The organism is Methylobacterium sp. AC690, assembly GCF_979256535.1.
Window position 1 is genome coordinate 164705 of sequence record NZ_CEEDOX010000007.1, and the last position, 26599, is coordinate 191303.

The following is a 26599-nucleotide window of genomic DNA, read 5'->3' on the forward strand; positions in this document are numbered from 1 at the left end:
ACCTAAAGCTTGATGTAGAAGGTGCCGAGGCGGGTCGGCTGCATCGTCCGATGCGGCACGCCACCATCCGGGTTCGAGATCGGCACGCCGAACGTCTTGGCGCCAACCGGATTCGGTGACGTCTTGTAGTTCGTGGTCGCGGTCCAGACGTTCGGCACCGCTGCACCGGCCCCCTGCTGCACGACCTGCAACTGGGCGTAGATGACACCCTGCTGCTCCGGGTAGCTCACCTCGACCGACCCATCGGGCAGATCCTCGGGCAGGTTCTTCAGGCTGAGCAACGCGATGCAGTCACCGCCGGACCCGCCGGGCGTTTGGGCGTCGAGGAAGTAGGAGAACCGCGCAGGCACCGTGCCACTCGTGCCAGCTCCCGCCGGTGAAGACATCGTGATCGTGTTGCCGGTCTTCCCGATCACCCGGGTTCCGACCGGAAGTCCGTCGGCCACGATCGCCATGTCCAGCCCGATGCGTCCGCCGTTGTCGACCGTTGCGATGGCCGAGTTCGATGCGAGGGTGATCTGCGCCGAGACTTGAAGACGGTTGGCTGGGGTCGAGCCCATGTCGTCGAGCCCGGCCGCGACGAGTCCCTGCATGGTCGGGATCATGATCTGTCGGCCGGCCGAGAAGTCTTCCGTGGCCGAAACACCGCGCCCGCCGACCACGGACGCGACCGAGTCCGGAAAGGTGTTCCAGAGGAACAGGAACAGGGCCCTGGCGCTGGCGTTCGCGAGCTCGCTCGCGCCGGAGCCGGAACCGCCGATCGTGCGCGCGTTCATCCGCACCCAGCCGGCCTGGATCGAAGCGTCGAGGCGCCACTTGATGTCGCCGGTGGTCGCGATGGCAGTCGGGTCGATCGGCGCATCGGAGCCGTTATCTGCGGCAACCGCCTCGCCCAGACCGTCATCGTTCCAGAGCAGGTCACCGTAGGGTCCAAGCACCTCCTCGCGGTACTGGCCGGCGGCCAGGAAAACGCGTGGGAAGCGACCGAATCCGTCCGCCTTCACGGGCTGGGTCCAGGGCTTGGAGAGCGCCGCGTCCTTGTAGACCGTCAGCGGAGCTGTCGTGCCGGCGGCGTAGAAGTTCACGCTGGGCACGAGGAGCGGGCGACCGGAATCGTCGAGCACCTGCTGCCGCGAGAGCGGCCAGGAAATCGTCATGCAGGGGTGCTCCGGAAAAGCAAAAGCCCCGCGCGGAGGCGGGGCCTTGGGCAGCGCGGCGGATCGCTCGCGCGCGTCTCGGGACGGTGGTTGTTTCGGGCGGATTGCCTGTGAGGTCAAGGCCCGCCGCCGCAACGGTTATCTCGTGACCTGGAAGGGTGCGAAACTTTCGCAGGCTGCAGTCCACTACGGCAGCGAAGCTTGGCTGTTCCGCCGGCCATGGTATGAGGGTGGATGCCTCGCTGGTTCCGCCTCGTACCCGCCCTGTTGATTTACGCCGTGATCATGGCCGTGGTCGGCCGAACGATACACGTCTGGGCCCTAACGCCCGACGAGCGCACGTTCGAGACCATTGCCACCAGGATGGTGACGCTGTTCGCATTCGCTGTCGTTAGTGCGTTCGTCGTCTATCGGCTCTTCGTACGCACCGGCGATGGCCGCCAGGATGTTCGCTGATGACGCGCCGGCTCTTGTTGGTCCTGTCGGCAGCACTGGGCTTAGCTGCTGCCGGCAGTGCGCTGATCATCCTTCGGTCGCCGGCGCCTGTCGTGCAGCTGGTCGATTGACGTCAGGGCTGACTGAAGTTTGGGGTGCCTAGCCGAACTCAGGGGGCGAACTGAATCCGTTGAAAATGAGCGTAGCGGTGTAGACCGTCTCATGACGGTCGTTGCGCACGCGAACCGTCAGAGTGTGGTGGTCCCCATCCTCCGGCAGGATCTCCCTGGCAATCTCCGGCAGGACGCGCTTCGCTTCGCGGCGAACAGCATCGAAGTCGGCACAGTCCGTGCCCTGCTCATCCAACCGAAACGTCCCATCGTGGATGTCGAAATAATACAGCGCCATCGGTCTCTCCTCGCGCAGCAGGCGGGAGCACACGAGGTCTCACAGGCGCGGAAGGCCAAGGGCAGAGCCGCGATACACCGCTTCTATGCGACTGAAGTGCCGTTCGCATTAACATGGCGATCGCAGGCTTAGGTCCGGAAAGTTTCCGGAGCGTTAGGACGGCTCGGCCATAGTAGGGGCATGCGTCCGAGCATCATCCTGTTCGCCTCCTTGATCGCGATCGCGTCGCCAGCACAGGCAATGTCGCTTGCCGAGTACTGGCGGAGGGATTTCAATCAGCAGCGGACTTATTTGCTCGGCGTGCACGATGGCTTTCTGGGGATCGCCCTCACGTCAGACGACTCTCCGCCCAGAGCGCGGATTCGGGGCTGCCTCTCAGGCCTCAAGACGGATGCAGATCTCGCGACCGCGTTCGCTGCTTGGGTGCAGACGCACCCGGAAATGATGAGCCAAAACGTCTCTGCCGTGTATGTTCAGTACCTCTTCAACATCTGCCCAGCCCAGCAGGGAGGGGCGAGGTAGAGCATGCCCCGCTGGTTCGTCGTCGCCCTTACCCTGATCCTCTACGCCGCCGCCATGGGCCTCGTCTGGTGGGGCCTGAAAACGTGGGCTGGTCCGTGGCTTGGCACCTTCTACGATGGAGCGGGGGGCCTCGTGGCTTGGCTCGCGTTGGCCGCAGTGCTGACGATCGCTGCTGTAGCCGCTTTCTGGCCGCGTATCAGTGCCGGCTGGACGAGAAGTCGCCTATCGAGCCGAGACTGACGCGGGCGCCTGGACGGCGGAGGACACGCCCCGGTTCGTGAGCAGCAACAGCTTCGTCGTGAGAAGCTCGGCGCTGCGGCTGCCCTCCTTGGCGTGCGAGAGAGAGCGCAGGTACGGGATCGCCTTCGGATCGGTCAGGATGCGGGCGATCGCCTCGCCGTCCTTCAGCATGCGGCGCTCCTGGAGGAGATCCTTGCCCGCCCGCTTCGCACCGAGCACCGCGCCACCGGCCGCACCCTTCACGCCGCCGACCCCGGCGCCGGCCGCAGCACTTGACGCCACTTCGGTGATCGCTTTGCCGATTGGGCCAGTGCCCTCTTTCAGCCGCTGGCCGATCACGCTGTTGAAGTAGGTGTCCGAACCCTTGGCGGGTTTCCAGCCGGTCGCCTCCAGGGTGGTCAGCATGCGGTCGAGACCGCCCCAGACTGCGTCCCCGCTGGGCAGGGCGCGCACCGCCGCTTCGAGGTTCTGACGCTGCTGGCCGTTGCCTCGAACGGCTGAGGCGAACCCGGCGCCGCCGTACTGGCGAGCAATGCCCTTGGTGTCCTGGGTCGCCTCGTTGAATACGCGCTCCAGGTAGAAGCGGACGAGGTCGCGGGCCGCGCCCGGATTGCTGCGGGACAGCGCCTGAACAGCGGACGACACTTCGGCGTGCGAGCCGACATCCGGGTTCATCGGGAAGAGGGCGTCGACCGCAGCCTTCACGTCGGGTCGTTTCGCGATCCGCCCGAGCGGGGAGCGTTCCACGACCTCGCGCCCCTCATGGGCCAGGGCCAGGGCGCGAAGCCGCTGACGGGCCTCCGGCAGCTGCACGAGCAGGTCCTCGTTCCGGCGCATCGCGGCGCGGATCGAGGCGGCGGAGGCGCCGCCCTCGCCGGCGGAGACCTCGTCGAGGATTCGGGTGACCTCGCGGGCCTGGAAGGCTCGGCGCGCCTCGGGTGTCGCGTTCGCCAGGAACTCGCGCGCGGCGGTGGCGCCCTGGAGGTTGCTCGGTACCTGTTCGGCGGGCGTCGCCATGCGGCCAGTGTCCGCGTCCCGCTGCACGACACGGCTGAGCGGGGTGTTCCCCTCGAACGGCTCCAGCGGGCGCGAGTTGGCCGCGAAGTTCGTGTCGGCTCGGGCGACCTCAGGAACGGCCTTCAGCTCACCATCCAAGGTCGAGCGGGCAATCTGCAGGTCGCGCACCTTGGTGCGGTCGCCGATGTCCCGCGCGGCCTTGATGTCGAAGTCCAGGCGCTCGCGGGCCTTCAGCAGGCCTTCGACGGTGAGATCGATCTTTCCGTCGGGCCCATGCATGTCCTTGCGGGCCTGGACGAGGGCGGAGCGCACATCGCCCTTGGCGGTGCGCAGCCGCCCGTCGATCGCGTTGAGCGCGGACTGCGGATTCACCTGCCCGAAGCGAACGCTCGGGATTTCCTCCGTCACCACGGTCGACTTCACGTAGGGTTCGAGCGGCCCCTTCATCCGGCTGACGACATGCTCGTAGGCGTCGAGCGGGTCGGGGATCTCACCGCGCATCACGGCGCCGACGACGCGGCTCCGGATGTCGGGGTGAACCCCGGCCGGGTCGATCCCGGCGCGGGTCAGGTCCTCGTCGAGGCGCGACTCCGCCGTGGAGAGCGCGGCGTCGTACTCGTCTCGGCCACGGCTCGCTTCGGAGCGCGCGCGCGGCTTGCCCTGAGCGTCGAGCGGGTAGGATGGCACCCCGCGCTGTTCGTTCTGGAGCTTGCGCAGCAGCTCGGACGAGATGTCCCGCGCCATGCCTCCATCGGCATCTGGACGGAAATAGCCCTCCTCGATCAGGCGCTCGCGCCAGAAGTTGTCGAGGCTCTTGCCATCGGGCCGGGCGACCTTGCCCACGCCGGGCACGGTAAAGCGGTGCAGATCAGTCGCGGCGGCGTCGCTATCCAGGCGTAGTCCGCCGTTCCGCGCGATGAAGCGGGCGAGGCTTTCCGGGCCGGGCTCGGCCGCCACAGCGCCGGGGCGCTCGAACGGCTCGACCGGGCGCGGCGCATCGGCCTCGAATTGAGGGCGCGAGTAGGCGGGCTGGGTCACGATCGGCTCGCCCGGGCGCTCCACCGTCACGGTGCTCTCGACGCCAACGTTTTCGGGCGCGGCTCGCGCGGCAGCATAATCGCCATCGGCCTGCACCTTGCGGGCGGCCTCGCGCGCATCAGCGACGCCGCGCATCTCGCGCTGGATCACCTGCCCGGCCTGATCCTGGGTAACCCGCGGGCCGGCGGCCTGCTGCGCTCGGATCACGGCCTGACCTTCGGGGGTCGCGGCAACGCCGGCCTGCGCGACGGCCTGAACCGTACCTCCGAGCGCGGTCGGCGCTTGGTTCTGGGGACCGATCCCATCGAAGCCAGCGCGTCCGACGTTGTCGACCGCAGCGGGGCGTCCTGCATAGAACTCGCCCATGATGCGGCCACCTTCGCCGCCGGAGTTGCCGATCACCCGGGCGAGCTGCGAAGCGCGCGTGGCCTGGCCGCCCGTGACGGCGTTCAGCGCCTCGTCCAGGGTCAGGTTCACCCCGCCGCCGGGCAGGTTCTTGGCCTGCTCGATCAGGTACTGAGCCGAAGCGAGATCCTTGTCCGAGATGCCGTCCAGCGCCTCGGTCACAAGGGCTTGACTGCGTCCCTTACTGGTCAGCGCGCCGACGCCCTTGCCGACGAGTGCGCCGACGGCAGGGCCAGCAGCACCAAGCGCGCCACCGAGGCCAGCACCAACGAACGTCTGCTTGCCATCACCATCGGATCGGACCGCGCTATCCGCACCACCGAGAGCGGCGCCAGAGAGCAGCGAGGCGCCCATTCGGACAGGCAGCGAACCCGCGCCCGCGCCGAACGCAGCCGGAGCCGCCGCCACCAACGGCAGGGTGCCGGCGACGCCGCCGACGAATTCGCCCAGGCCGGCGGCCTTCGGGTTCTCCTTGGCCGTGGCCTCGCCGAACTTCTCGACCCGCTTCAGCTCCTCAGGGAAGGTGGTGCCGTTCTGGAGCGTGCGGGCCGCAGCCATTGCGCGGTTTACACCGCCGAGCAGATACGGACCGATGACGGGCACACCTTCGATGATACCGCGGCCGACCGCGGCCGAACCGTCGCCGGGTGTGCCATCGGCGGGGAGATCGCCCGTCGCTGGCCGAGCCGGTGCTGCCTGCTCGACAACCGGGGCAGCTACCACCTTGGGACGGAACGCAGCCCAGTCGTCCGCTGCCGGCGGGGCGGCATTAACGGCAGGAGCGGCGGGCTTCCGGAACGCGGCCCAGGCATCATCGCTCATTAGGGCACCACTCCTTCGGACCCATCGGGCAGGATCAGGCGCGTCCCCGACGGGTAGCGCTTCATCACATCTTCCGGCTTCATCTGAGGCGTCACGCGGACGGGCAGGGAGTTCCGGAGCTCAGTCGGCTTCGGACCGCCGGGCGCGCCGTCCTGCTTGTAGTAGGTCCCGCCGCGCAGGTCCTCGGCGCGGCGCTGGTTGAAGTCGAGCCGCTTCTGCGCGAGCGCGATGCCCCGGTCGAAGATCTTCTGGCGCACCACGTCCGGCTGATTCACGGAGCCTTGGATATCCAGCAGGATCTTCCGCTCACCCTCGGTCGGGTTGCCGCCGAAGATCGCCTTGAGCTGGCCAAGCGCGTTCGTCGTGACGACGTTGTGCAGGTCCTCGGTGGCGACACCAGCCTCGTTCCCGAAGATGCTGGTGACCGCACTACGCGCCCCAGCGGTCGGACCCTCGTAGGCCTGCCGCGAGAGCGTCTTGGCTTGGCCCAGCGCCTCGATCGCGGTCTGGGCCGAGAGCACGCCCTCGTCCGCCTCCTGGATGGCTTTCTTGTCCGTGGCAGACAGGTCCTGGTCGCGGCCGATCTTGCCCGTGCCGACGTAGGACTGCCAAGCGGGCGTGCCTTCCTTCAGGTTCAAGCCAGGAGCGGCCTGCCGGCGGGCTTCGATCTGAGCCGTGATCGCCGCCCCGCCATCCTTGTCGACCTTCGTCTCCGGCAGGGTGCCGTTGAGGATATATCGGCGGTTGCCCTCCTCGTTCGGGTCCAGGCCCCGGCCCAGAATCTCCGCCTCGCGGGCGCGCACCTGCGCTGTGATCTGCGCACCGGGATCTTTCTCGGCCTTCATGACGAGGCTGCGTTCGCCGGTCGTGGCGTTCCGCTTGAACTGGCTTCCGTCTGGATCGGTCTCGTCGGTGAAGCGCGGCCCCATGCCTGTGACGGGCACGATCTGCTGGGTCCGATTGTTCACCCAGGCCGACTGACCGTTGATGCTTTCGATCTTCCAGGGGCTGTCCTTACCCGTGAGGATCTGCTGGTAGAGCGCCGTCGCCATCGGTCGGGTGACGGGGTTCTTCCATGCCTGAGTGAGGATTGCCTGCTGCTCGGGAGACATGCGCGAGGCGGTGGTGCCGAACCCGGCGAAGCCCTGGGGCGCGGCGGGCGCAGCCGGAGCGGCCACGGGAGCGGCCGGCGCCGTGGCGCCCTGACCCGGGACGAAGAAGCCGGCCGGGCGCGCGTCCGGCGCCGGCATGTCGGCCTCAGCCGTGGCGGCGGTCGCACCGGCCGGCATCATGCCCATGCGCTGCTCCAGCGCCTGGGTCTGGGCCTCGTTCTCTGCGACCTGGACCGGGCGCTGAGCCGTGAAGGCGGGCGGAGCCGCCGCCACCATGCTCGGCACACCAGGAGCGTTCGGCGCCGCCGCAGCCGGCGCGTCGCCCCCGAGCTTCGCGAGGTAGGCCCGGGTCGAGTTGAGCCGCGCCTGTGCCTCGCCGCCGGGCCGATTGTAGCCCGCGAACTTCCAGGCGTCCGCCATCAGGCGGTTGGCCTCCTCCGGCGACTTGGCGTTCTGCAGCGCGAGGGTGAGGTCCGGGTTCTCGGTAAGGGTGAACTTGGCCTGCGCGACGACCGGATCCTGCGCACCGGCCGTCAGCCGGCGCATATTGGCGAACCGATCGCCGCGCCACGACAGGATGCCGCCCGACGTGCCGGGCGCGCCGCTTTCGCTCGGGTCCGACCACGAGCCGTTGATGTTGTTGCCCTTGTAGCCACTCTCGTGGGCGGCATAGGCCGCCACCGCCGCGAGGCCGTAGGGGTTGGTCAGGCCGCCATCCTTCAGCGCGCCGATGAACCGCTTCTCGGTCTCGCCACCGTTGCCGGGCGAGCGCATGGAGGCCTGCCCACCCGCGAAGGCGGGCACGGCGTTGCCGGCTGGCGCTGAGCCCTGTCCGAGGGTTCCAAGCGTGGTGCCTGGCGCCCCGGCGGCAGACGGTGCCGCAGTCATGCCGATCAGCTTCCCGAACAGGTCCGGGGCCTCATCCTCCTGGGCTTGCTTGCGCGCCGACTCGTAGGACTTCCCGAAGGAGTCCCCGATGCCGGTGATCATGCTGTAGATGCTGGTGCCGCCGCTCATCAGGTCACCCGAAGATCGAGAAGGCAGACTTCACGCCGCTGCCGAGCGACGACAGGTTCTTGCCGATGTTGCCGAGTGCGCTGCCGTTGCCAGCGAGGCCGCCCAGCGCGGAGCCGAACAGGTTGCCGATGCCCAGCACGGCGCCGAGCTTGGCCTCGTTGGCTTTCTGCTCCGCCTCGCCGACCTTGTAGGCGCCCTGCGCGACGGCGTTGCCGGCGTTCACGTCGATGCCCGCCTTGGCCGCGCCGGTCTGGTACCCGAGGTTTCCGAGCGCCCCGAGCGTGCCGGCCTGCCCCGTAGTCGCGGCGAGCGTCTTGCCGTCGTAGCCCGAGAGGTTCTGGAGCCAGGAGTTGAAATCCTGCGAGGCGAGGCCGCTTGCGAACTTCATCGCGTCGGTGTCGGCGTTGCCTGAGGCGAGCGTACCGTTGACCGCGCGTGCGCGCTGCAGGCCCTGGAGACCTTGATCCAGGTTAAAGGTGTAGCCCGGCGTCGCGGTGTAGGCCGAGCGGGCCGCGTCACTGGCGTCCTTGCCGTTCACGCCCAGCGCGTCGGCATAGAGCTTCGAGCCGGCCCCGTAGCCGGACGCGAGGTTGCCGAAGAGGCCGCCGGCCTGCCCGTACAGGTCCGCCGCCTGGTCATAGCCCTGGTCGAGCTGATCCTTGCCCTGGATTTGGCCGGTCTGGATGGCCTTCGCAGCGGTCGCGACGGCATCCTTGGTCGGCTTCGCGCTGAACGCGCCGAATAGGCCCATCGGGAACTCCTACTTCTGTTCGAGAGCAGAGATGCGGGCATCCTGCGCGACGAGCGCGGCTAGGAGGGCCTGCAGGAAGGTGAACCACTCGCGGTTCAGCACGCCGGTCGAGGCGACCACGGCGGGTGCCTGCGGGGAGGGGGTCGTCGGGAGATTGGAGCTCATTCGGTGCGGGCCTCGACTGCCATCGCGCCGCCCAGTAGGGCGCAGTAGACCGGATCGGACACGTCGATGCGCCAGATGCGGCCCTGCACGCCGGTCAGGCCGGTGCGAAGCACGTTGATGCGGGTGCGGGACTCGCCCTGACGGCCGAGCGCCCGGCGCAGCGGGTTCGACCAGGTCAGCCCACCATCATCCGACCACGAGATCAGAACGACGGGATCGCGGATGGTCGGATCGGCCGAGAGCCGACCCACCCCGAGCGTGAAATCGAAATCGGCCCGCGGGATCTGGAGTCGTTGGGGGAAGCCCTGGCCCGGCAGGCTTTCGACGCGGAAGCGCAGCGGGGCGCCGTCCTCGTCGAACACGTCCTCGCGAACCTCGAGGAGGCCGGTGCCGGCACTGTCGCCGATCAGCCAGCGCCCGAAGGCGTTGGTGCTCTGGGTGCCGCGCCACCGATCCAGGCCGGCGCTGGCGCGCTCGAACCATTGCTCGGTGGTCAGATCGTAGACCCAGGTCCGGTTCGGCATCGAGACGACCCAGAACGCGTGGCCGCCGATCAGGTGGACCGAGGCCTCGATCGCGGTCCGGTCGACCTTCGCCGCCGCGGCGAGGTCCCGCTCGACGTCATGGTTCGAGACGCGGGCCGGGGCGTAGCCCGTCAGCTTGTAGACGACCGAATCGTCGCCCACCCACAGCATCTCGTTCGACCATCCCTCCTCGTGGCCGGCGACGGCCCACGGCCCGATAAGGCCGCGCGGGATGCCGGTGACCCGGGCGAGCGGGAAGCCGTTGGCCTGCGCCTGGCCGCCGTAGACGCCGATCCCGGACGGGCCGAAGAGGAACAGCTCGTCGCGGAAGGCGATGCCGCGCAGCAGCCCGCCGGGCCGTGCCTGCTCCGTGGTCTTGTCCAGGGTGTTGAAGGTGGTCGCGTTCAGCCCCGACGCGAAGCAGGTCCCGTCGCCCGCCGTGAAGAACAGGAAGCCGAACAGCTCGCAGACCGAGTTGGGCTGGGGCAGGGCGTCCGGGATGATGAGGGGCTGGGGCTGGCCGTCGAGACGCAGCGTGTAGGCGCCATATTCCGTGGTCGCGACGATGTCCGGCGCCGGCGCGCGGTTGTTGCGCCCGATCGTGATGCGCTGCGATCCTGGGAGCGGCCCGAGCACCCGCACCGTGCCGTCCTCGGAGATCCGGGCGACCTGGTCGCGATAGCCGGCGAGCACATTCGCGCCGATCTCGCGCATGCCGCGCGGCCCGCGCAGGCCCGTGTCGACGAAGCGGCCCAGGCCCGGTGCACGGCGGCGGGACACGGGCGCACGGGCACCGTCGCCGAGCTTCTCGACAAAGGCATTGATCAGCCGGCCCGAGCCCTCCGCATCGGAGAGCCCAGGGCGCGACGAGAGCGGCCAAGCGATCGCGGGCATCAGCAGCGCCCGCGTCGTGAGCCGCAGCCGCCCCAGAACGGCTCGACCCGCATCGGCGGCCGGGCGTCATAGACCTTGTAGGCCAGCTGCAGGGACGTGCGCGCGCGCTCGGCGTTCGCCATCAGCTCCTGCGCTCGGGTGCCGCCGATGCCGAACGGCACCATGGCGGCTTCGGCGATGATCGCGGCGAGCGGCAGGTACACCGCGTCGTCGATCTCGTCGCCGTTCACCTTCGCGACCTCGTCCGCCAGCAGCTTGGCGCACACCGGCTCGATCAGGTCGTCGATCTCGGCCCGGTCCTCATCGGAGGGCTGCTGCCCGGCCGCGAGCACCCCGACGTCCTTCAGGACGCGTTTGATCAGGTCCTCGCGGGTGCGCATGCTACTTGGCCGCCTTGGAGGCCTTCGGCGCCGTGGCAGCGTCGAGGTCGACGCGGGCCTGGGCGAGTTCGGTCCGGAGTGTCTCCAGATCGGCGTTGGCGGCGTCACGCTCGGACACCGCGAAGCCGCCATCGGCCTGGGCCTGGGTGAGCTGCGCCTGCAGGTCGGTCAGGGCGGTGGTGGCGCCATCGAGCGCGGTCAGGGTGTCGGCGTGCGCGGCACGGGCCGTCTCAACCTCGGCGAGGGCTGCGTCGCGGGCCGCCTCTACGGCCTCGATCTCGTCGACCAGCTTCTCGTTCTCGGCCGTGCCGGTCTCGATGATGGTTGAGAGGCGGGCGATCTCGGCGAGCGCGTTGGTGAGGTCGGCATCCAGGACGGCGGTTGGTTGGGCGGTGGACTCGTCCAGGAGGTCGAGCATGGCCGGGGAGGGGCGGCCATCCACGCGGGCGGTCAGCGCCTCAGCGGTCGCCAGGGTCGGATCGGCGATGCAGTCGGGGGAGGCGTGCCAGCCGTCGGGCAGGCCCTCGCCGGGGGCAAGGTCGAAGATCTCGGCGGACCCGTCGGGCTTATAGCCCCAGGTCGGGGTGGTCTCGTTCATCGTGGGCCTCGTCTGCTGCGGGGCCGGGCCCCAGAACGACGAAGGGCGCCACGAGGGCGCCCTTTCGTCTTAGCGGTGGTGGGATGGCGTCAGCCGGCGAGGCGGACGGCCAGGTCCGGGTAGATCGCCTCCCAGCCGAACAGGATGTCGGCGCGGACGATCTCAACGTCGTTGGTCTCGTCGTAGGCCTTCAGGATGCGGACCGAGAGGCCATCGGCATCTTCGCGGGCCTTCCACACCACGCTATCGGGCATCTCCAGCGGGACGGTGACCATCGCCAGGGCGTTCTTGTGGAAGCAGAGGTTCTGCGGGAACACCTGGTTGGCTGCGCCCACGATGGTGATCGGGGCGCTGTCGGCCGGGGGCGCCGAGACAGTCTGGTACGGGCCGGAGACGATGATCGCGGGCGAGATCGTCAGGGTGCCGTTGCCCGAGGCGTCGGAATTGACGTTCGAGCGAACCACGAACTGCTGGAGGTAGGGCAGCACGGTCTTACCGCTGCCGCCCTCGCCCGGGACCGGGTTGACCGCGAATACGCCGCCGATGGTGAAGACGTCGCCCTCGCGGAGCACGCCAACCGAGGAGGCGGTCCAGCCCTTGGTGGAGAGGGTCTGCACACCCGTCTTCATCACGTCCCGGTAAAGGGACACCTGGCCAGCGCCGTTCACGAGCGGGGTACCCGCCTTGGTGCCGACGGTATGGCTGCGCAGGTTCACCGACTCGTGGGTGTTGAGGCCGGCGAGGTTGCCGATCTCACCGGTGGCCCAGGCGTCCGCGGCCTGCTGGGGCATGTTGAGCGTGGTCAGGGTGCCGGCGATCTTGTGGAAGGCCTCCGAGGTCATCACCGCGCGGCGATCCTGCTTCGGCACGGCCATTTCGGTCATGCGCTGGGCGACGGCACCGGCCGCGGCGTAGTTCGCCGGGGTGGTGCCGGGCGTGCCGACCACGTTCCAGACCTTGCGGTAGAGCGCGGCACCATAGGTGTCGACGGTCTGGGCCAGAGTGATCATCGCCGGCTTGATGTAGCGCTCGGAGTAGTCGTCGATCGAGAGCGTGAGGTCCTGGGTATTGAAGCCCCAGGAGACGTGCTTGCGCTGGTCGATCTTGATCGAGGTGCTGCCTTCCTCGACGTCCTGGTTGACGCGGGTGGCACCGTCCGTGGTCACGAACTTGACCGGCTTGCGGATGGTCACGGTGTCGCCGACCTTGGCGAACTCTTTCTTGTACTGGCGATGGGCCAGCTTGCCGAAGACGAGGGCGTTCTTCAGCTGCATCAGCGCCTCTTTGGCGATGATGGAGGGGACGAGCAGGGGCGTATTGGCCATGGGTCGAGGTGTCCTTCAGTCGGTCTGGGGGATCAGCGCTTGCCCGCGCGCCACTTCTCGTACTCGGCGAAGGACATCTTCGACGGGTCGGGACCGGGCGCGGCGGAACCCGTGACGGGCTTCGCGGGGGCAGGGGCGGCGGTGGCCTTGTTGGGTTTCGCCAGGGTCAGGCGAGCTTCGAGCGCGCCCACGGCCTTCGCGGCCTGGAGCGGGCTCATCCCGTTGAGCTTGGTCAGCTCAGCGGGGTTCTTGGCGAGGTAGTAGGTGAGCAGCCCACCCTTCTCGCTGTCGACGACGAGCTCCTGGACGTGAGCCTTGATCTCACGCTCAGCAGCACCCTTCACCACCGTGTCGAAGTCCGAGATCTTCTCCCGGGCATCGTCCATGCGGTCGTGGAAGGCTTCGATCGCCGCTTCACGGGCCTGCGACTGGGCGCGCGACGCGTGGGCGTCCCGCTCGTTCAGGCGCTGCTCGGCGAGGGCCTTGGAAAGGCGATAGTCCGCCTTGGCATCCTCGAACGCGGCATAGTCCTCGAAGTCGGCTTCCTTCGGGGGGGCTCCGATCTCTTTCTCGATGTCGGCCTTCCGATCACCGCTGGCACCCGTCGGCGCGCTGCGGGTTGCGGCAAGCTCGGCCTCGAGACGTGCGATCTTGTCCTTCGCCCGCTGGTAGCCGCTACGCTTCTTCTGCTTCTCCGCCTCGCTTTCCTCCTCGCCCTCGGGCTTCGGAGTGTCAGCGGCCGGATTGGCCTGCTCTGTCCCTGGCTGTGCGGCCTCGGCGCCTTCGGCCTGCTGGCCTTCGGGGGCTTCGGTCGCTTCCGAGGTCTCGCCACTTGCCGCTGGCGTTTCCGCCTGCGCGCCCAGCACGATCAGGTCCTCGTCCATGTGGTTCGTCCATGAAAAAACCCGCCCTGGTGAGGGGCGGGTGCGGGCATCATCGCGGCCTGCGCTTCATGCACTGGCCTGCGTGAAGGGGAGCGGACGTGCGGCGGGCCCGAGCGGGTCGGCCGGCACGTCGGAAATGGGGGCTGGCGCGAGCAGGGCCGATGCGGCCCACGCGTCTCGCGACAGGTAGCTATTGCGCGCAGAATGCCTGTGAGGTCAAGCGCGTTCGCCCGAGGAACTGCCGTCGGGTCAAGGGGCGGGCGTGGCGCCCCACGCGATCGCCTCGACCTGGACGACCAGGGGGAGCTGCCGGGCGGTCCATCGGTCCTTCGCGTAGATGCCCCATCCCGCATAGACGTCGCGCACGTCGTCGAAGCCGGTGACGCCGGCATAGTCGCAGACGGTCCGGGGTGCCTTGCCGTCTTCCGTGACCACGATGCGGAGGCGGCCGTTCGGCCCCCCCTTGGCGTCGACATAGTCCTTGCGGACCTTGAAGCCGTTGTTGCGCGGCACGATGACGTTCGCCGGCCCGACCTTCACGCCGCCTGGTGCTGCAGCGTGGCTCACGACGGCCTGGAAATACTCCATGCCGTTGCGGTTCACGATCTGCAGGGCGACCGGCGGGGACGTGGGCTTGTCGCCAGCGTCGGGTATGCGCTGGATCTGCGAGAGAACGAACCAGAAGTCGATGCGCGGGTCGGCGTAGCCCATCCGCGCGGGGGTGCCCTTGATGAGGAACCGGGCCTCGAAGAACGAGGGCACCAGGGCCGGCATCACGCCGACGGCGCCGGGGTTCAGCTCGTAGGGCGCAGCCATGGTCCGCACCTTCGCCTGGCCCGGGTCGTGGGCGACGACGGAGTTCGTGTCACCAGCCTGCAGCCGGAAGGTCTGACGCCCGACCTCGTCGACCTCGAGGCAGTGCCCGAGGCCGCAGTTGTAGGCGATCAGCCGTCCGAGTTGCGGAGCGGAGGGCAGGCGGAAGACCTGCCCGTCGAGGAGGCAGGCCATCAGTAGTTCGCCGCAGCCAGCGCCTGGTACTGGTTGTCGTTGAGCAGCGACGGCCCCACCGCGAAGAAGTCGATGCCGCAGTTCGGGTACGAGGCGGTGGACCCGCTCTGAGCCCGCATCAGCTGCACCGCGGTGTGCGCTGTGACCGCCTGCGTATCGGAGGCCACGGCCCCGCCGTTGAGGCAGAGGCGCCGCCCTGCCGGCGAGTAGCCCGAGGCTCCGCCGAACGCGCCGCCGAGCCCGCCGCTGCCCGCCGTGGCGCTCAGCGTGACACCGCCGGCCGTGGTCTGCAGCTGACCGCCCGCGCTGCGTGACATCAGCGTTTCGTTCGCCGTGTCACCCGAGGCGAAGGTCGCGGCGGACTGGGTCGGCCCCGTCGCGCGGACGATCAGCGTTCCGGCCGAGCCCTGGAGCAGGGCAAGGGCGGCCGACGACAAGCCGAAGTTCTCGGACGCGCGTGTCACCGCCGAGTTGGTCGTCTTGATCGCCGGGGTAACGAGGTTGACCTCGGACTGGCAGAACTGCACCGCGACGGCGTCGCCAGAGACCGCGAGCCGGAAGCCGACCTGCGGATTGGCCAGGGTCTGGCCCGAGACCGAGAACCGCGCCCAGGTCCCTGTGACCGCGACGGTGGTCCAAGTCGCGCCGCCGTCCTGGGTCATCTGCACGGCGCCCGTGCCGGTGATCCGCTTCAGGTGGGCCGAAAAGAACCGCAGAGCCGAAGCCGCCGTGATCGACTGCAGGATGGTGGCGTTGGCGGTCGTGGCCGTGATCGACAAGGCCGCGTTCGTCGGGCTGGTGAATTCCATCCCGGTCTGGTCGAGGGCCGCAGTGATGCCGCTCGAAACCCAGGTCGCCGACTGCGTCAGGTCGTGGCTGTAGAGGGCCGCGTTCTGCTGCTGCCCGTCCATGCGCAACTCGCGGCGGCTGCCCACGTAGTTGATCCGCATCGTGTTGGCGGCGAGATCGTTACGAAGGAAGCCGAACGCGTCGATGTAGGTCCGCGCCGTGGTCGCGGTGGTGGTGACCGCCAGCACGTCCGACAGGCGGCACGACTTCATCGTGGACAGGTCGCCGGCCACGAAGGGGATCGCGCAGCGGTCGTTCGTGATGTCGGCGATGGCGGCGAGGCCCGTGAACGGAGCCTTCGCCCACCAGCGGGTGCTCACGTCGTAGAACCGGGCGCCCATCGTATCGACGGCACCCGTGGTCAGGTGCAGGCTGTCGCCGATCGTCGCCAATCCGTCGGTCGAGACGAACTCGACGTCCTGGGCCGACGTCGCGAAGGTGCCCTGCGCGGCGTAGACCGTACCCCATCCGGCCGTGAAGCCGCTGTTGGTCTGCTCGATGTGCAGACGCATCAGCAGGAAGCGGCTGAACCCGAAGTCGGTCTGCGCGGTCTGCTTGAAGTTGCTGAGGTTGGTCCCGTAGTTCCCAGCCTTGGTCGCGTCTCGGGCATCCTGCTCGCCCTGGCACCACAGCATGATATTGCTGGCGATAGTCTTGCCGGCCGCGGCGATGAGCGTCTTGGCCGCCTGAACCTTGTTCTTGAGGGTCAGGTAAAGCTCGTTGGTCGAGGGCGACCAATCCTGCTGGCTCGCGTCGGCCGCCAAGCCGGTCGAGCCGATGCTGTGCTTGACGATGACCAGCGGGACGCCGGGGTTGTCGGCGAGGTAGCGCAGCGCGTAGGCGGCCTCGGGCCCCCAGGTGTTGCCCGGGTTCGCGCCCTGCTCGCTGTTCACGTAGGGCTGATACTGAGCCAGCGTGTTCGAGGCGGCGTCATAGATCAGGAGGTTGGCCGACGGACCGGTCCACCCGGCCGGCAGGACCTGCGAGGCCAGCGGGCCGCCGTTCGCCGTGGTGGCGGTGCCGAGCGACTGGCTGTTCGACTGACCCGCAACGATCAGAAGGTTGACGGCGGTGCTTGCCGCGGCCGGCGTCACGGTCGCCTCGGCGGTGCGCACACTCTCACCCGCGCCGTTCTTGGCGCTGAGCTGGTAGATGTACGGGGTGCCGTTGGTCAGGCCGGCGTCGACGTAGGGCGAGCCGGTGGTGATGAAGCCGACGAGTTGCAGGTTGCCCGAAACCGTGCCGCGGTAGAGACCGTGGCTCGTGATGGCGGATCCACCATTGGCGCCGTCGGTCCAGGCGATCGAGACCTGCCCGTTGCCGGCGGTCAGCGTCATGGTGGGCGCGGCCGGCGCGACGACCTGGCCCGGGCCGGCGTCCAGGCGCACGGGCGCGTCGATCACGTAGGACTGGCCCGGCTGCTTCACAGTGGTGAAGCTCGCCTTGCCCTGCGCATCTACCGTCACGGTCTCGATGGCGCCACCGCCGGCCGTGACGTTGAAGAGCGACGCGGAGGTTCCGGGCTTGAGACCGCTGGCGCTCGGCCGACCGCTGGTGTCGGTGGTTGCGGAGCCAGCGCCGGAGCGCCCGCCGCCGAAGACGGTGAAGGGGAAGCGCTGACCCATGGCGGTTACGCCAGAACCGTGACGACGGCCGTGGCGGTGGTGCCCGCCACGTTGACGTCGGTCACCTGCACATCGTCGATCTGGGCGTGCCCAACGGACGCCTGGATCGGGTAGAGCGAGCCATCCGTCATCACGAGCATGACGATGCCGGCCGCCGAGCAGGCAATACCGACGCCGTTGCCGGAGGTGACGCCGCCCTTGTTCGGGGTGATGACGCGCGCGGTCGTGTATTTGGCGGCCATGGTGGTGGCTCCATTCGGTAGGGATGCGAGGTGGGCGAGGGGTGGCGAGCGGACGCGCTACTGCGTCGGGTCGGCCGCGAAGAGGTTGACCTTGGTGGCGCCGGCGGCGGCCCCGAACAGGTCGAAGTTGATCAGGGTTGCCAGGGACAGGATCGTCGCCGGCAGGGTGCGCGAGCGCTGCGCCTTGATGCTCACTGCGGTGTGGGTGTCGTTCGTACCGTCGCTGGTGAAGGTCCGGCCAGTGATCTGCACGACGACGGGCGTGCCCGGGTCCTCGACCATGTACGTGATCGGCGGGACCTTCCCGGCCGCACACACGATCGGCCGCGCGAAGGTCCAGGTCAGCGTTCCATCGGTCGCAGTGGTCAGCACGGTCCGCTGCACGCGGGCGGCATGGGTGTGATCCTCTCGCGCGAACCGGGCCGAGGTTCCCTTGCCGCTGTCGAGCGCGGTCGCGGGCGGCGTCACGGTGGCCGGCGCCGGCATCATGGCGGTCACCATCGCCTCGACCAGCTGCTGGCTCTGGCCGGTGCCATACCCAGGCATGATCAGCCCCCGACCCCGGTGGTGATCTCGACCGACGGCGTGCCGGACTCCACCGCCAGGGCGACGAAGTGCTCGGACTGCTGGACGGTCCAGTACTCGACCGCCCCCGGGGCGATGCCGGCCGAGCCGCCGGACGCGCCCGGGATGGTAGCGACGACGCTGGCCCTGCCGAACTCGACGAAGACCTCGACCGTGCCGCGGTTGCGGACGCGGACCTGACAGCCGCCGCCAGAGGGGGCGCCGGCGAGGCGGACCGCGGCGCCGGGGGCGGTTATGGCGGACAGACGCAGGGTCGCCGCCGGGTTGGGACGGAAAGGCTGAAGGTCGGACATCACGCACCCATCATCGGAGCCGCGGGTTCGCCCATCGCGCTCGGGTCAAAAGAAAAGGCGCCCTGGGGCGCCTCGGTTGGTTCAGTGGGCATCTGGCCCGGTATGGGGTCCGGCAGCCCAGGCGGGCCGCCCTGCGCAGCGGGATCGGGCACCTGCGCCTCGGCCGGAGGGGTCATCTCTTCCATCAGCATCGAGACGAGGTCGGACAGGTGCTGGAGCGCGGCTGCGATGGCGTCGACACGCGGATCCTCGACCGGAGCACCGGCCGCGCCCTCGGCTGGGCGGTTGGCCTCGGCGATGCGGGCCTCGTGCTCGAGCACGGCTTTCTGGACCTCGCCCTGGATCTTCGCCATCTCGGCCTGAAGCTTCTGGTGCTCTACCTCGAGCTTCGCACCTTCGAGCTGATGCTTGGCCGCTTCGAGCTGCTCCTGCCGCTGCTGGGCCTGCATCGCAGCCTGCTCCTCGGGCGAGGGCGGCACGGGCGGCGGCGGAGGCTCGCCACTCTCCAGCGCCTCCTCGGCTTGGATCTTGGCCGGCAGCATCGTCTTGATGCGCTTGGCGATCTTGTCCGCCATCGGCCAATCCTGGGCCTTGGCCAGGAGGTCGAGCACCAGGGGCGCCACGTCGGGCGCGGCCTGGACGAGGGAGATCATGCCGTCGAGCGCGGCCTCGCGCCGGGTCGTGTACGAGGCACCCATCTCCATGGCGACGTCGTAGGCGCCGACCGTGACGTCGTTCTCGATCACCTGGGCTTGGCCATCCAGCGCCACACCCTGCGGCTTGTTGATGTCGACGAGGTCGACCTTGCCGTCCTCGCCCACGATCCGGAGCGTGCGCGCCGTGTCGTAGATGTGGGGGATCAGGTCGCAGACGATCGCGCCGGTGTGGCGGATCGAGCGGCTGAAATTCACGATGTAGACGAAGGACCCGACGTCGCCCTCCTGCTGCCGGGCGCGGATCGCCTTGCCAGAGGTCTCATTTGAGCGGGCGCCGAGCGAGGCGTCGTAGATGCCGGTCACCGCCTTGATGTCCTCAGCGGACTCGCGGGTCAGCTCGGCGAGGCCGGACGAGGCGACGGGCGGGGTCTGACGCTGCGGCGGGGTGGGAAACTTCGGGTCCGGGTTGAACGGCAGGAAGGGGTGAGCCTCGGTGTTGGCCGTCTCCCAGATGTGCTCGTAGCCCTTGAACTGCGCTGCGGTCCCGACGAACCCGGCCTTGGGCTGGAGCGCCACGACCTCGGTCTGGGTCGAGCGAGCATAGTTGTAGGCGCGCTGCGCGTCCTTGGCCTTGCGCACGACGCCACGGCGGGTGCGCTTCTTGCCGATGGTCATCTCGATGCCGATCGCGGGCACCACCGGGATGAACCGGCCCTTCCATTCGATCGGGCCTTCGAGGATGTCGGTCGCGCTGATCAGGTAGCTTTCGACCTTATGGCCGTCGCGCTGCTCGATCCGGGCGCCGACCGACTCGGCCAGGGCGAGGTTCTCGGCATAGTCCTCGGCGGCCTTGTCGGTCAGGTCTAGGATCTCGCCATCGGGCATCAGAGCGAGGGTTTTCTTGACCGGGGTCTTCACCCAGTACTTGGCGATCCGAACGATGTCGGCCGTCACCCATTCCGTGAGGCTGCGGCCAGCGTTGTCCGCGTCGCCGATGTCAGCGGCCGGATGGTCGGGATAGGTCTCGTCGTAGATGTCCCGGCTCATGTCGAACGGCACGAAGCAGAACTTGGCATCCTCCCGGGTCGGGAGCACCGCGTCGGGGTCCCAGCGCACGCCGATGCCGTCCGGGATCGGGGCGATGCGGATCTCCTGCTCAAACGTCGAGTCGGAGCCGTACTCGGTCAGGACCTGCCAGTGACCGATGCCAGCGGTGACCTGTTGATCCGCCGCCGCGAAGTAGGCCGCGGGCGCGTCGGAGCGGTTCTCGACGTACCGGGTCATGCCGGCGATGGTGTCGGCCGTCTTCACGTCGCCGCGGCTGTCGACCGGCACGACCTTGATCGCGGGCCGCATCTGCCGGATGTCGCCGGTGATTTGGAGGATGGACGTGCCGAGGCGATCAAACTCCAGGCAGGGCCGGCCTTCACGGGCGCGCTTCGCCTCCTCAGTCCACTGCGCGCCTTCGACCTCGACGAACTCCAGGTCGGAGTAGGCTTTCTCGCGGTTCTCGCGATCAGCGTCGTCGGCGCGATGCCAGCGGCGCATGGCGATCTCGTGCACCGAGAGCTTCGCTGTCGCGGCCTTCGGCTCCGAATTCGCCTCGGTGGCGGCCTTCGAGCGACGTGGTTGCTTCGCGGCCATCAGGCACCCATCCAACCGCCGGCGCGCCGGGCGCCGGTCTTGATCACGAGCGGAGCGGCGTCGACCACGGGCTCGGCGAAGGTCAGCGCGACGGCATCCCAGAGGTCAGGCGAGGGGATGCCCATGCCGCGCATCTTCTCTTTCGACCAGAGCTGCACCTGGCCGCGCGAGTTGTGGCCGTAGCCGGTGGAGCAGGCGTCGGCCTGGATCTCGTCCTCGTCCGGCAGGTCGACGCCGGCGGGGTCTTCGAGCCATTCGAGCGAGTTGAGCCAGATCTCGGCGCGCCGGTTAAGCGGGCCGGGCAGCTTCTCGCCGGTGGTGGGCGAGTAGCGCTCCTCCTGGATCGGAGAGCCGCCGAAGTTGACCGGGACGACGATGCCCCGGCCGGGCGAGCCGTAGCCGCGCTCCACCAGGATGTCGTAGACGCCAGCGCCGTAGCCGCCCGTCACGTCGATGAAGCACTTCACCGGGTTGTCCCGGTCGATGTGGCCCGCGACGTAGTTCGCGCTTTCCGGGATCGACATGCCCGGCTTGCCGCCGGCCCAGAGCACCTTGCGGCCGCGGCGCTTGGCCAGCGCGTGGCGGTCGCCGCCCTGGTGGGCCGGGTCGTAACCAAACACGAGCGGGCCCGAGGGCTCCACGGTGCGCTTGCGGGCGGCCATGACCAGTTTGGCGCTGATCAGCCCGTTGGTGTTCGCCATCTGGAAAGCCTCGGCCGCCGTGGCGGGATATTCCTGCCGGAACAGGGACTCGCCGAGGTCCGCGATCTTGCGGCGGCGCCAGAACATCTGATCGTGGTCGAGGCCGTGAGCCTCGGCGTAGTCGATCTCGGACTCGCCCTGCTCGTCGGGATCGGCGGAGAGCGCGAAGTCCGGGGGTGCGACCTTCCGGTAGCCGTCATCCCAGAACCACGGGACGAAGATCGGCTGAAACTCGGACTCGCCCCGCTCCGCCTTCCGCCATTGCTGGTGGAAGTAGTTGCCCACCCCGTTGGCCGTGCTTTCGAGGATCACCTCGGTGCCGGGCTCGTCCGCGATGGCCTGGAGGATGCCCGACGCGTGGCTGTGTGCGTGCGGCCAGAACCCGACCTCGGAGCCGTGGAAGAATTGGAGCGTGTTGCCGCGCCCGACTGCCTTCGAGCCCGCCGTGCCGACCTTGTACCCGCTGTCGAGGCGGTCGAAGAGCAGCTCCTTGGCGTTGGCCGCTCCGGCGGAGGGCCGCACCAGGGGCGGACAGTGCTCGTGGTACCGCGACACCATCTCGAACAGCGCCGCGGTGGAATCCTCCTGGTGGGTGAGGATGAAGGTTCGGACGCCGCGGTTGTGGCTGGTGCGCCAGAAGAACCGGCCGCCGATGTAGGTCGAGGCGCCCTGCTGCCGGCCCTTCAGGATCAGGGCTCGGACGCTGCCGGTGCTGAGCAGCTGCTCCTGCAGCCGGGCGTGGATGTAGCGCTGCGCCTTGTTCAGCGTGAACGGGACGATCTTGCCCGACTTGGTCCGGATGCGCAGGCACCGCGGGGCGTAGTGCTCGAAGTCGGATTTCAGCCTCTGCCGGATCGCGAGCTCGCGCTCACTCAAGATCCCCGAGAGCGTCTTCGTGGCTGCGGACGGTGTGGCTTGCATCAATCCGCTGCCGGTTCGTGAACACGTCGCCGACTTCCTTCGCGGCCTGGACGACCAGCTGCGCGGCGAGGGCGATGTTGCCCTGAGCCTCGGCCCGGTCCGCGAGGCGCTGGAGCGTCCGGAGGCGCGCGACCCGGTGCGAGATGCCGATCGACGCCGTGTCGTCGAGGAAGGCCTCGCGCGTCGTCCGGAACAGCTCGCGGTAGACCTCGGAGAGGCCCTGGCCCGCCCGGCGCTCCGGGTTGTAGGCCTCGACCTGCTGCGGTGTGACGGCCTCGCCGAACTCCGCCTTGACCGCCTTCACCACCACGGAGGGCGGGTCGAAGCACGCAAGCTGCTGGACGATGAAGGTTTTCACCTCGTCTGAAAGCGCGCTCACGGCCGAGATCCGATCAAAGTCACGTCAAAGTCCGGCCGCAGGTCCCGCACGCGCCGGCGATCTCCGCCTCGCTGATGATCGGGGCCCGGTTGGCCGCGGCGACCAGGGCTGCGGTCTGACCCGCCGCTGCGCCAGCGCCGTACCGCGCCACCACGCCGACGAACTCCTCGACGTCGTGGCCGCGGATCGTGAAGGCCGGCGATCCGTCCTTCCGGAACTTCGGGGCGCCGTAGGGGTCCCGCTCCTGGCCCGCGTGGTAGAGCTCGTGCTCGATCAGGCTGCAGAACGTGGCGTCGTCGCACTGGGCGGCGTACTCGGCGTCGAAGGTCAGCAGGAAGTGCGGCATCGTGCCGAACCACCCGGTGACCTGCTGCTCGAAGCGCGCCTTGGCCCAGCGGTTGCCCATGAAGGCGGTCGTCTCGCACATGCCGACCACCGCGTTGCCCTGGCGGGCGTTCGGGACGGCGCACCAGAGCACGCCGAGCCGCGCCTCGCGCAGGTGGGCGTGGTCCTCGTTCGCCAGCAGCGCGTCCTCATCAATGAAGGTCGCGCGCATCCAGTCGAGCAGGTTGGGCGCGGGGCGCACCGGGGTCTCGGTGACGGCACCCTCGGCGCCGATCAGGTCCTCGGGCGGGCGTGGACGGATCAGCATCAGAGCGCGCGGACCCGCGGCTCCAGCGCGGCCGGGACGCGCCAGACGCCATCGGCACCGCGGACGAGGTCGATGACGTCGGGCCCGTCGAACTTCGAGGGCTTGCGCGGTGGCGGGGGCGGCGCCTGAGTGTAGTGGAAGGTGCTCGACCGATCGCTGCCGGGGCGGGCCGGATCGAAGCCGTAGACGAAGGCCGAATTGGCGCGCGGGTGCGTCGCGGCTTCGCGCAACATGGCTTCGAGCACCGACCGGTCGAACGCATTCATGGTCAGCTCTTCCGCCGCTCGCAGGCGATCTTGTGCGTCTCGCCCGGGGCGAGGCTCAGATGCGTGGCCAGCACCGCGCCGACTTGGGCGCAGGCGGTGACCAGCGGGACCGGCTGCATCGCCATGTCGAGGGCGTTGTCGCGCGAGCAGTCCAGGGCCTCCACTCCAGCCGGACAGACCAGCACCACGGCGCGGAACCCAGCCTCGTCGGCGTGGGCCGGCTGTGGCAGCAGGTGGACCCAGAGGATGATGCAGGCGATGACGATCGTGCCGAATACCATGCGCCAGACGTCGACCACCGGCGGCGGGCCGTGATCAGCCGGGCCGGGCCCGAGCAGCTCGCGGAAGAGGCCGGACAGCATCAGCGGCCGCCCTGCTTCACGCCGAAGCACCGCAGGGCTTCCTCGGCGGAGAGCTTCTCTGGATCTGGGCCGGTCATGCCGAGGGTTGCTGCGCCATCGGAGAGCCGAGCGCCGATCGAGACCAAGCGCATCCGAGGCTCCATCGCCTTGCCGACCTTCAGCGGGGAGCCGGGCACCTGGCACAGCGTGGAAGTCGGACGAGGCTTGATCACGGGCGGCTTCCTGAGCGGGGTAGCGGGTCGAGGCGGACGCGGGCGCGGCCAGCGATGAACTCGATTGTGCGGGTGTGGCCTGGGACCGGATCGGCCTGGGCGGCGAGGGCCATGGCAGCGACCCAGTGCGCGGCGGTGGGCCGGCCCTGGCTGACAGTGAGGGCGAGGCCGGCGAGGCGCCGGGAGAGCGTGACGGCGTTCATGCGGTCCGCGCCTTCCGAGCCTCCGCCTCGCGGCGGGCCTTAATCAGGATCCAGTAGGCGGCAGCGGCCGGGTCGCGCTTGAGATCGCGCTGGGCCTGGGCGGCCTGCGCTGGCGTCCAGTCCGGGCGGGCGGTCACAGGAAGCCCTTGCCGGCGTTCTCGCGGAACAGCTCGCCGTCCTCGATGTAGCCGAGGGTCGTCTCCAGCTTGGCGTGCCGCATGTGCTTGGCGGTCAGCCGCAGGTCGGCCCCGTCGTCGCCGGCAGTGGTGGCGAAGCCGCGCCGGGGCGAGTGGCCGCTGAAGGCGTCGGGGTCGAGGCCGGCGGCGGCGCACCGGGATTTCAGAACGCGGGCAAACTGCCCGGCCGTGAGCCGGTCCGGGGAGAGGCGGCCGCGATCGGCGCCCCGGAACACCGCGCCGTCCGTGATGCCGGAGGCGTCAAGCCAGGCCGCGACAGCCGCGGGGATCTTCAGCTTGCCGTCCAGGATGGCGACAGAGCGACCGACGCCCTGCTGGTCGGTCTTGCTCTTGCCGATCCGGACGAGGAGGCCGCGCCGATGCCGCTCCAGGTCGGGCACGTCCAGCGCGACGAGCTCGGACCGGCGGAGCGCCGCACCGAAGCAGACCAGGATCAGCGCGCGGTCGCGGACGCTGGCGAGGTCGTCGCCCCGGATTTTCTTGATGACCTTCGCCAGGAGGTCGGCGGTCAGGGCCTGCTTCTTCTCCGGCCGACGCCCAATCTACGCGAAATTCTCGCCCGAGGCACTGAGCCGAGGCGCCGCCGCGCTGGAATTGGACGATGACGAGCCAATCGCCGTTGTGGGCCGCCGGACAGCCTAGCCTCTGACATCCAGCATTTCTTGCTGAGTAAAGCGCCGTCTTGCATAGCGAGCGGTCACTCAGAACCCGCTCTGCCCGATCCAGCTGAAGGCTTAAGCGCCGTAAGGAGATCGTCGGCTTGAAGATAGTAATACGAGCCCTTCGAACTAGACATCTTTGGCTTGTATGACGCCGAGCGAACAGTATCTCTAAAACTGTGTTCACTAAATTGGAGCGACCGGAAGAAATCTTCGTCGAGATATAATTCGTTACGGCCGTGTTCGCCATTCCTGATCGCAGCGCGTGCAGCGTGCTCGATCAGCATAATCTGCGCGAATGGTAAGCCGAGGCTGTTCAGTGAGATGTGATTACCGGAGTGCGATGTGTGCGTGAGAGCGTCGTCGTAGTATTCGTTTGAGCCTTGCGCGTAGACGCCATATATCTCAAGCCCGAGGATCGCTCGATAGATCTCGCGTATCTCAGTAAAAAGAACTATAAGGTCCTCTGGACGGTAGTTGTATACAACTCCCGTGTCAACTGCGCCCACCACCCAATTAGTCTTAATAAGCAAACTATCGGCAAATGATATAAAAGAGATATCGCTGTGCTTGGCTGCGAGTAAATCGATTGAATCGCGAAGATCTATAAGCTTATCGCGACTTAAATTTCCGCGCTCGATCTCCTTGGTCATGTCTACAGCGTCAATCATTGCAAAAACTGAATTTGAGCGCAAATGGATGGCTTGGAGCCATCTGCTTTTTACAAATATTGTCGGCCGCCTCTCAAAGGCCCACGCTTCGACGGCGACAATGAAGGCATCGCGTGGCAGCGTCGTTATCACTTTGTGGAAGCGGTCGTGGATGTTGGGAAACCAACTAATCTCGATGCCACCGGGCGTCACTGCAGTTACGCTGGCACGTGAGATGTAGCCTACTAGGAACGGTTTACCGTCCCGGCCTTCGGCAGTTTTAACCCACTCCGCCGCCCAATCTTCCATCCATTCTTGTCCCATTAGATAGACGTCTATGTCCAACGGAACTGAGAAGTACCCATATGTACGGAAGCAGTCATGGCTGAACGGTCGTGGGTTCATGTTGTTCATTGAGATTTTTCCATCCTTTCGAAAATGCTATTCGTTGCTAATCGTCTCAGCTGACCACGAAGTCGCGACCGCGTCGCAAACCGGATTGTATTCTGTAGGTTGCGTGCCAGAACCGATTCCCATCGATGACGTGCGCAGACTGCCTGTGTCGGCCCTGAGTCGAAAGCTCCCTCTCAAGCCTCCAGGCCAGTGCGCTTGGATCCTAGGTAGTGCTCTTGGGTTCGCCGCGCCTGTTCCCCGTGAACGCAGCCGGAACAAGACGCGATTTTACGGAGGGGGACGCGAGGCAACCGTCAACGATTAGAGGCAGTTGGGGGAGGGGAACAAACTTGACATGGTAGGGGTCACAGGTTCGATCCCTGTCGCGCCCACCATTACTCCTCGATC

Annotated in this window: 30 protein-coding genes; 3 read left to right on the forward strand and 27 right to left on the reverse strand. The window is 68.2% G+C overall.

From position 1 onward, the window contains the following. Positions 1-2: 2 nt before the first annotated feature. Positions 3-1157 carry a hypothetical protein gene (locus AC0IY1_RS10370; protein ID WP_471769352.1) on the reverse strand — a complete coding sequence of 385 codons (1155 nt, stop codon included), beginning with the start codon at positions 1155-1157 and terminating at the stop codon, positions 3-5. Between the two features lie 234 nt (positions 1158-1391). On the opposite strand from AC0IY1_RS10370, the gene AC0IY1_RS10375 reads away from it, so the two are divergent. After that, on the forward strand, positions 1392-1613 hold the full coding sequence (locus AC0IY1_RS10375; protein WP_471769354.1) for a hypothetical protein: 222 nt from the start codon (positions 1392-1394) through the stop codon (positions 1611-1613). Between the two features lie 138 nt (positions 1614-1751). On the opposite strand, the gene AC0IY1_RS10380 is transcribed toward AC0IY1_RS10375, so the two are convergent. Next, positions 1752-2000, reverse strand: a complete 249-nt coding sequence (locus tag AC0IY1_RS10380; RefSeq protein WP_471769356.1) for a DUF6894 family protein — start codon at positions 1998-2000, stop codon at positions 1752-1754. A 180-nt stretch (positions 2001-2180) separates the two neighbouring features. Here AC0IY1_RS10380 and AC0IY1_RS10385 point away from each other — a divergent pair, with 180 nt between their 5' ends. Next, positions 2181-2522: a Rap1a family protein gene (locus tag AC0IY1_RS10385; protein WP_471769358.1), complete on the forward strand. Its 342-nt coding sequence runs from the start codon at positions 2181-2183 to the stop codon at positions 2520-2522. Positions 2523-2525: 3 nt separating this feature from the next. Then, positions 2526-2762, forward strand: coding sequence for a hypothetical protein (locus AC0IY1_RS10390; RefSeq protein ID WP_471769360.1), 237 nt, complete (start codon positions 2526-2528; stop codon positions 2760-2762). Here AC0IY1_RS10390 and AC0IY1_RS10395 read toward each other — a convergent pair. The 25 genes from AC0IY1_RS10395 to AC0IY1_RS10515 form a co-directional block, all read right to left on the reverse strand. Next, entirely contained in the window at positions 2745-6044 is a 3300-nt protein-coding gene (locus AC0IY1_RS10395; RefSeq protein ID WP_471769362.1) for a hypothetical protein, read from the reverse strand. The two genes, AC0IY1_RS10390 and AC0IY1_RS10395, sit on opposite strands and share 18 nt — an antisense overlap. Next, the gene (locus tag AC0IY1_RS10400; protein ID WP_471769364.1) at positions 6044-8173 is read right to left on the reverse strand and encodes a hypothetical protein; all 2130 of its coding nucleotides are present in this window, start codon (positions 8171-8173) and stop codon (positions 6044-6046) included. Before AC0IY1_RS10400 ends, AC0IY1_RS10395 begins: the two co-directional genes overlap by 1 nt. Before the next feature lie 4 nt (positions 8174-8177). Then, entirely contained in the window at positions 8178-8924 is a 747-nt protein-coding gene (locus AC0IY1_RS10405) for a hypothetical protein (RefSeq protein ID WP_471769366.1), read from the reverse strand. Between the two features lie 9 nt (positions 8925-8933). Beyond that, entirely contained in the window at positions 8934-9089 is a 156-nt protein-coding gene (locus AC0IY1_RS10410; protein ID WP_471769367.1) for a hypothetical protein, read from the reverse strand. After that, positions 9086-10507, reverse strand: a complete 1422-nt coding sequence (locus AC0IY1_RS10415) for a hypothetical protein (protein WP_471769369.1) — start codon at positions 10505-10507, stop codon at positions 9086-9088. Before AC0IY1_RS10415 ends, AC0IY1_RS10410 begins: the two co-directional genes overlap by 4 nt. Then, a complete protein-coding gene (locus AC0IY1_RS10420; RefSeq protein WP_471769370.1) occupies positions 10507-10887 on the reverse strand; it encodes a hypothetical protein in 381 nt (126 codons plus the stop codon). Before AC0IY1_RS10420 ends, AC0IY1_RS10415 begins: the two co-directional genes overlap by 1 nt. 1 nt (position 10888) lies before the next feature. Then, positions 10889-11485 (reverse strand): hypothetical protein, encoded by a 597-nt coding sequence (locus AC0IY1_RS10425; protein WP_471769372.1) that lies wholly within the window; start codon positions 11483-11485, stop codon positions 10889-10891. Between the two features lie 89 nt (positions 11486-11574). Further along, positions 11575-12810 (reverse strand): P22 phage major capsid protein family protein, encoded by a 1236-nt coding sequence (locus AC0IY1_RS10430; RefSeq protein ID WP_471769374.1) that lies wholly within the window; start codon positions 12808-12810, stop codon positions 11575-11577. A 32-nt stretch (positions 12811-12842) separates the two neighbouring features. After that, positions 12843-13694, reverse strand: a complete 852-nt coding sequence (locus tag AC0IY1_RS10435; RefSeq protein ID WP_471769375.1) for a hypothetical protein — start codon at positions 13692-13694, stop codon at positions 12843-12845. Positions 13695-13943: 249 nt separating this feature from the next. Continuing rightward, a complete protein-coding gene (locus AC0IY1_RS10440; RefSeq protein ID WP_471769377.1) occupies positions 13944-14702 on the reverse strand; it encodes a hypothetical protein in 759 nt (252 codons plus the stop codon). After that, the gene (locus AC0IY1_RS10445) at positions 14702-17176 is read right to left on the reverse strand and encodes a sialate O-acetylesterase (RefSeq protein ID WP_471769378.1); all 2475 of its coding nucleotides are present in this window, start codon (positions 17174-17176) and stop codon (positions 14702-14704) included. The genes AC0IY1_RS10440 and AC0IY1_RS10445 overlap by 1 nt, the downstream gene beginning before the upstream one ends. Positions 17177-17181: 5 nt before the next feature. Further along, positions 17182-17418 carry a hypothetical protein gene (locus AC0IY1_RS10450; RefSeq protein WP_471769379.1) on the reverse strand — a complete coding sequence of 79 codons (237 nt, stop codon included), beginning with the start codon at positions 17416-17418 and terminating at the stop codon, positions 17182-17184. A gap of 57 nt (positions 17419-17475) precedes the next feature. Beyond that, positions 17476-17964, reverse strand: coding sequence for a hypothetical protein (locus tag AC0IY1_RS10455; protein WP_471769380.1), 489 nt, complete (start codon positions 17962-17964; stop codon positions 17476-17478). A 2-nt stretch (positions 17965-17966) separates the two neighbouring features. Beyond that, on the reverse strand, positions 17967-18296 hold the full coding sequence (locus AC0IY1_RS10460) for a hypothetical protein (RefSeq protein WP_471769381.1): 330 nt from the start codon (positions 18294-18296) through the stop codon (positions 17967-17969). Beyond that, positions 18296-20596: a portal protein gene (locus tag AC0IY1_RS10465; protein ID WP_471769382.1), complete on the reverse strand. Its 2301-nt coding sequence runs from the start codon at positions 20594-20596 to the stop codon at positions 18296-18298. Before AC0IY1_RS10465 ends, AC0IY1_RS10460 begins: the two co-directional genes overlap by 1 nt. Beyond that, positions 20596-22173, reverse strand: coding sequence for a hypothetical protein (locus AC0IY1_RS10470; RefSeq protein ID WP_471769383.1), 1578 nt, complete (start codon positions 22171-22173; stop codon positions 20596-20598). Before AC0IY1_RS10470 ends, AC0IY1_RS10465 begins: the two co-directional genes overlap by 1 nt. Continuing rightward, complete coding sequence (locus AC0IY1_RS10475; protein WP_471769384.1) at positions 22166-22597, reverse strand: DUF2280 domain-containing protein; 432 nt, start codon at positions 22595-22597, stop codon at positions 22166-22168. The genes AC0IY1_RS10470 and AC0IY1_RS10475 overlap by 8 nt, the downstream gene beginning before the upstream one ends. A gap of 19 nt (positions 22598-22616) precedes the next feature. Then, positions 22617-23249, reverse strand: a complete 633-nt coding sequence (locus tag AC0IY1_RS10480; protein WP_471769385.1) for a putative metallopeptidase — start codon at positions 23247-23249, stop codon at positions 22617-22619. Beyond that, positions 23249-23515: a hypothetical protein gene (locus tag AC0IY1_RS10485; RefSeq protein ID WP_471769386.1), complete on the reverse strand. Its 267-nt coding sequence runs from the start codon at positions 23513-23515 to the stop codon at positions 23249-23251. The genes AC0IY1_RS10480 and AC0IY1_RS10485 overlap by 1 nt, the downstream gene beginning before the upstream one ends. Positions 23516-23517: 2 nt before the next feature. Then, positions 23518-23877, reverse strand: coding sequence for a hypothetical protein (locus AC0IY1_RS10490; RefSeq protein ID WP_471769387.1), 360 nt, complete (start codon positions 23875-23877; stop codon positions 23518-23520). Continuing rightward, entirely contained in the window at positions 23877-24089 is a 213-nt protein-coding gene (locus tag AC0IY1_RS10495; RefSeq protein ID WP_471769388.1) for a hypothetical protein, read from the reverse strand. The genes AC0IY1_RS10490 and AC0IY1_RS10495 overlap by 1 nt, the downstream gene beginning before the upstream one ends. Beyond that, a complete protein-coding gene (locus AC0IY1_RS10500) occupies positions 24086-24292 on the reverse strand; it encodes a hypothetical protein (RefSeq protein ID WP_471769391.1) in 207 nt (68 codons plus the stop codon). Before AC0IY1_RS10500 ends, AC0IY1_RS10495 begins: the two co-directional genes overlap by 4 nt. Beyond that, entirely contained in the window at positions 24289-24429 is a 141-nt protein-coding gene (locus tag AC0IY1_RS10505) for a hypothetical protein (protein WP_471769393.1), read from the reverse strand. The genes AC0IY1_RS10500 and AC0IY1_RS10505 overlap by 4 nt, the downstream gene beginning before the upstream one ends. Next, complete coding sequence (locus tag AC0IY1_RS10510; RefSeq protein ID WP_471769438.1) at positions 24426-25031, reverse strand: site-specific integrase; 606 nt, start codon at positions 25029-25031, stop codon at positions 24426-24428. The genes AC0IY1_RS10505 and AC0IY1_RS10510 overlap by 4 nt, the downstream gene beginning before the upstream one ends. Positions 25032-25186: 155 nt before the next feature. Continuing rightward, positions 25187-26212 (reverse strand): hypothetical protein, encoded by a 1026-nt coding sequence (locus tag AC0IY1_RS10515; protein WP_471769394.1) that lies wholly within the window; start codon positions 26210-26212, stop codon positions 25187-25189. Positions 26213-26599 lie beyond the last annotated feature (387 nt).

What these genes read in the sequence shown, in the direction of transcription:
- AC0IY1_RS10515 (WP_471769394.1), bottom strand. Translation starts at nt 26,212, where the DNA reads ATGAACAACATGAACCCACGACCGTTCAGCCATGACTGCTTCCGTACA.
- AC0IY1_RS10425 (WP_471769372.1), bottom strand. Translation starts at nt 11,485, where the DNA reads ATGAACGAGACCACCCCGACCTGGGGCTATAAGCCCGACGGGTCCGCC.
- AC0IY1_RS10395 (WP_471769362.1), bottom strand. Translation starts at nt 6,044, where the DNA reads ATGAGCGATGATGCCTGGGCCGCGTTCCGGAAGCCCGCCGCTCCTGCC.
- AC0IY1_RS10375 (WP_471769354.1), top strand. Translation starts at nt 1,392, where the DNA reads ATGCCTCGCTGGTTCCGCCTCGTACCCGCCCTGTTGATTTACGCCGTG.
- AC0IY1_RS10405 (WP_471769366.1), bottom strand. Translation starts at nt 8,924, where the DNA reads ATGGGCCTATTCGGCGCGTTCAGCGCGAAGCCGACCAAGGATGCCGTC.
- AC0IY1_RS10480 (WP_471769385.1), bottom strand. Translation starts at nt 23,249, where the DNA reads ATGCTGATCCGTCCACGCCCGCCCGAGGACCTGATCGGCGCCGAGGGT.
- AC0IY1_RS10370 (WP_471769352.1), bottom strand. Translation starts at nt 1,157, where the DNA reads ATGACGATTTCCTGGCCGCTCTCGCGGCAGCAGGTGCTCGACGATTCC.
- AC0IY1_RS10435 (WP_471769375.1), bottom strand. Translation starts at nt 13,694, where the DNA reads ATGGACGAGGACCTGATCGTGCTGGGCGCGCAGGCGGAAACGCCAGCG.
- AC0IY1_RS10445 (WP_471769378.1), bottom strand. Translation starts at nt 17,176, where the DNA reads ATGGGTCAGCGCTTCCCCTTCACCGTCTTCGGCGGCGGGCGCTCCGGC.
- AC0IY1_RS10400 (WP_471769364.1), bottom strand. Translation starts at nt 8,173, where the DNA reads ATGAGCGGCGGCACCAGCATCTACAGCATGATCACCGGCATCGGGGAC.
- AC0IY1_RS10440 (WP_471769377.1), bottom strand. Translation starts at nt 14,702, where the DNA reads ATGGCCTGCCTCCTCGACGGGCAGGTCTTCCGCCTGCCCTCCGCTCCG.
- AC0IY1_RS10385 (WP_471769358.1), top strand. Translation starts at nt 2,181, where the DNA reads ATGCGTCCGAGCATCATCCTGTTCGCCTCCTTGATCGCGATCGCGTCG.
- AC0IY1_RS10500 (WP_471769391.1), bottom strand. Translation starts at nt 24,292, where the DNA reads ATGAACGCCGTCACGCTCTCCCGGCGCCTCGCCGGCCTCGCCCTCACT.
- AC0IY1_RS10465 (WP_471769382.1), bottom strand. Translation starts at nt 20,596, where the DNA reads ATGGCCGCGAAGCAACCACGTCGCTCGAAGGCCGCCACCGAGGCGAAT.
- AC0IY1_RS10410 (WP_471769367.1), bottom strand. Translation starts at nt 9,089, where the DNA reads ATGAGCTCCAATCTCCCGACGACCCCCTCCCCGCAGGCACCCGCCGTG.
- AC0IY1_RS10390 (WP_471769360.1), top strand. Translation starts at nt 2,526, where the DNA reads ATGCCCCGCTGGTTCGTCGTCGCCCTTACCCTGATCCTCTACGCCGCC.
- AC0IY1_RS10485 (WP_471769386.1), bottom strand. Translation starts at nt 23,515, where the DNA reads ATGAATGCGTTCGACCGGTCGGTGCTCGAAGCCATGTTGCGCGAAGCC.
- AC0IY1_RS10490 (WP_471769387.1), bottom strand. Translation starts at nt 23,877, where the DNA reads ATGCTGTCCGGCCTCTTCCGCGAGCTGCTCGGGCCCGGCCCGGCTGAT.
- AC0IY1_RS10460 (WP_471769381.1), bottom strand. Translation starts at nt 18,296, where the DNA reads ATGTCCGACCTTCAGCCTTTCCGTCCCAACCCGGCGGCGACCCTGCGT.
- AC0IY1_RS10455 (WP_471769380.1), bottom strand. Translation starts at nt 17,964, where the DNA reads ATGCCTGGGTATGGCACCGGCCAGAGCCAGCAGCTGGTCGAGGCGATG.
- AC0IY1_RS10415 (WP_471769369.1), bottom strand. Translation starts at nt 10,507, where the DNA reads ATGCCCGCGATCGCTTGGCCGCTCTCGTCGCGCCCTGGGCTCTCCGAT.
- AC0IY1_RS10380 (WP_471769356.1), bottom strand. Translation starts at nt 2,000, where the DNA reads ATGGCGCTGTATTATTTCGACATCCACGATGGGACGTTTCGGTTGGAT.
- AC0IY1_RS10420 (WP_471769370.1), bottom strand. Translation starts at nt 10,887, where the DNA reads ATGCGCACCCGCGAGGACCTGATCAAACGCGTCCTGAAGGACGTCGGG.
- AC0IY1_RS10450 (WP_471769379.1), bottom strand. Translation starts at nt 17,418, where the DNA reads ATGGCCGCCAAATACACGACCGCGCGCGTCATCACCCCGAACAAGGGC.
- AC0IY1_RS10430 (WP_471769374.1), bottom strand. Translation starts at nt 12,810, where the DNA reads ATGGCCAATACGCCCCTGCTCGTCCCCTCCATCATCGCCAAAGAGGCG.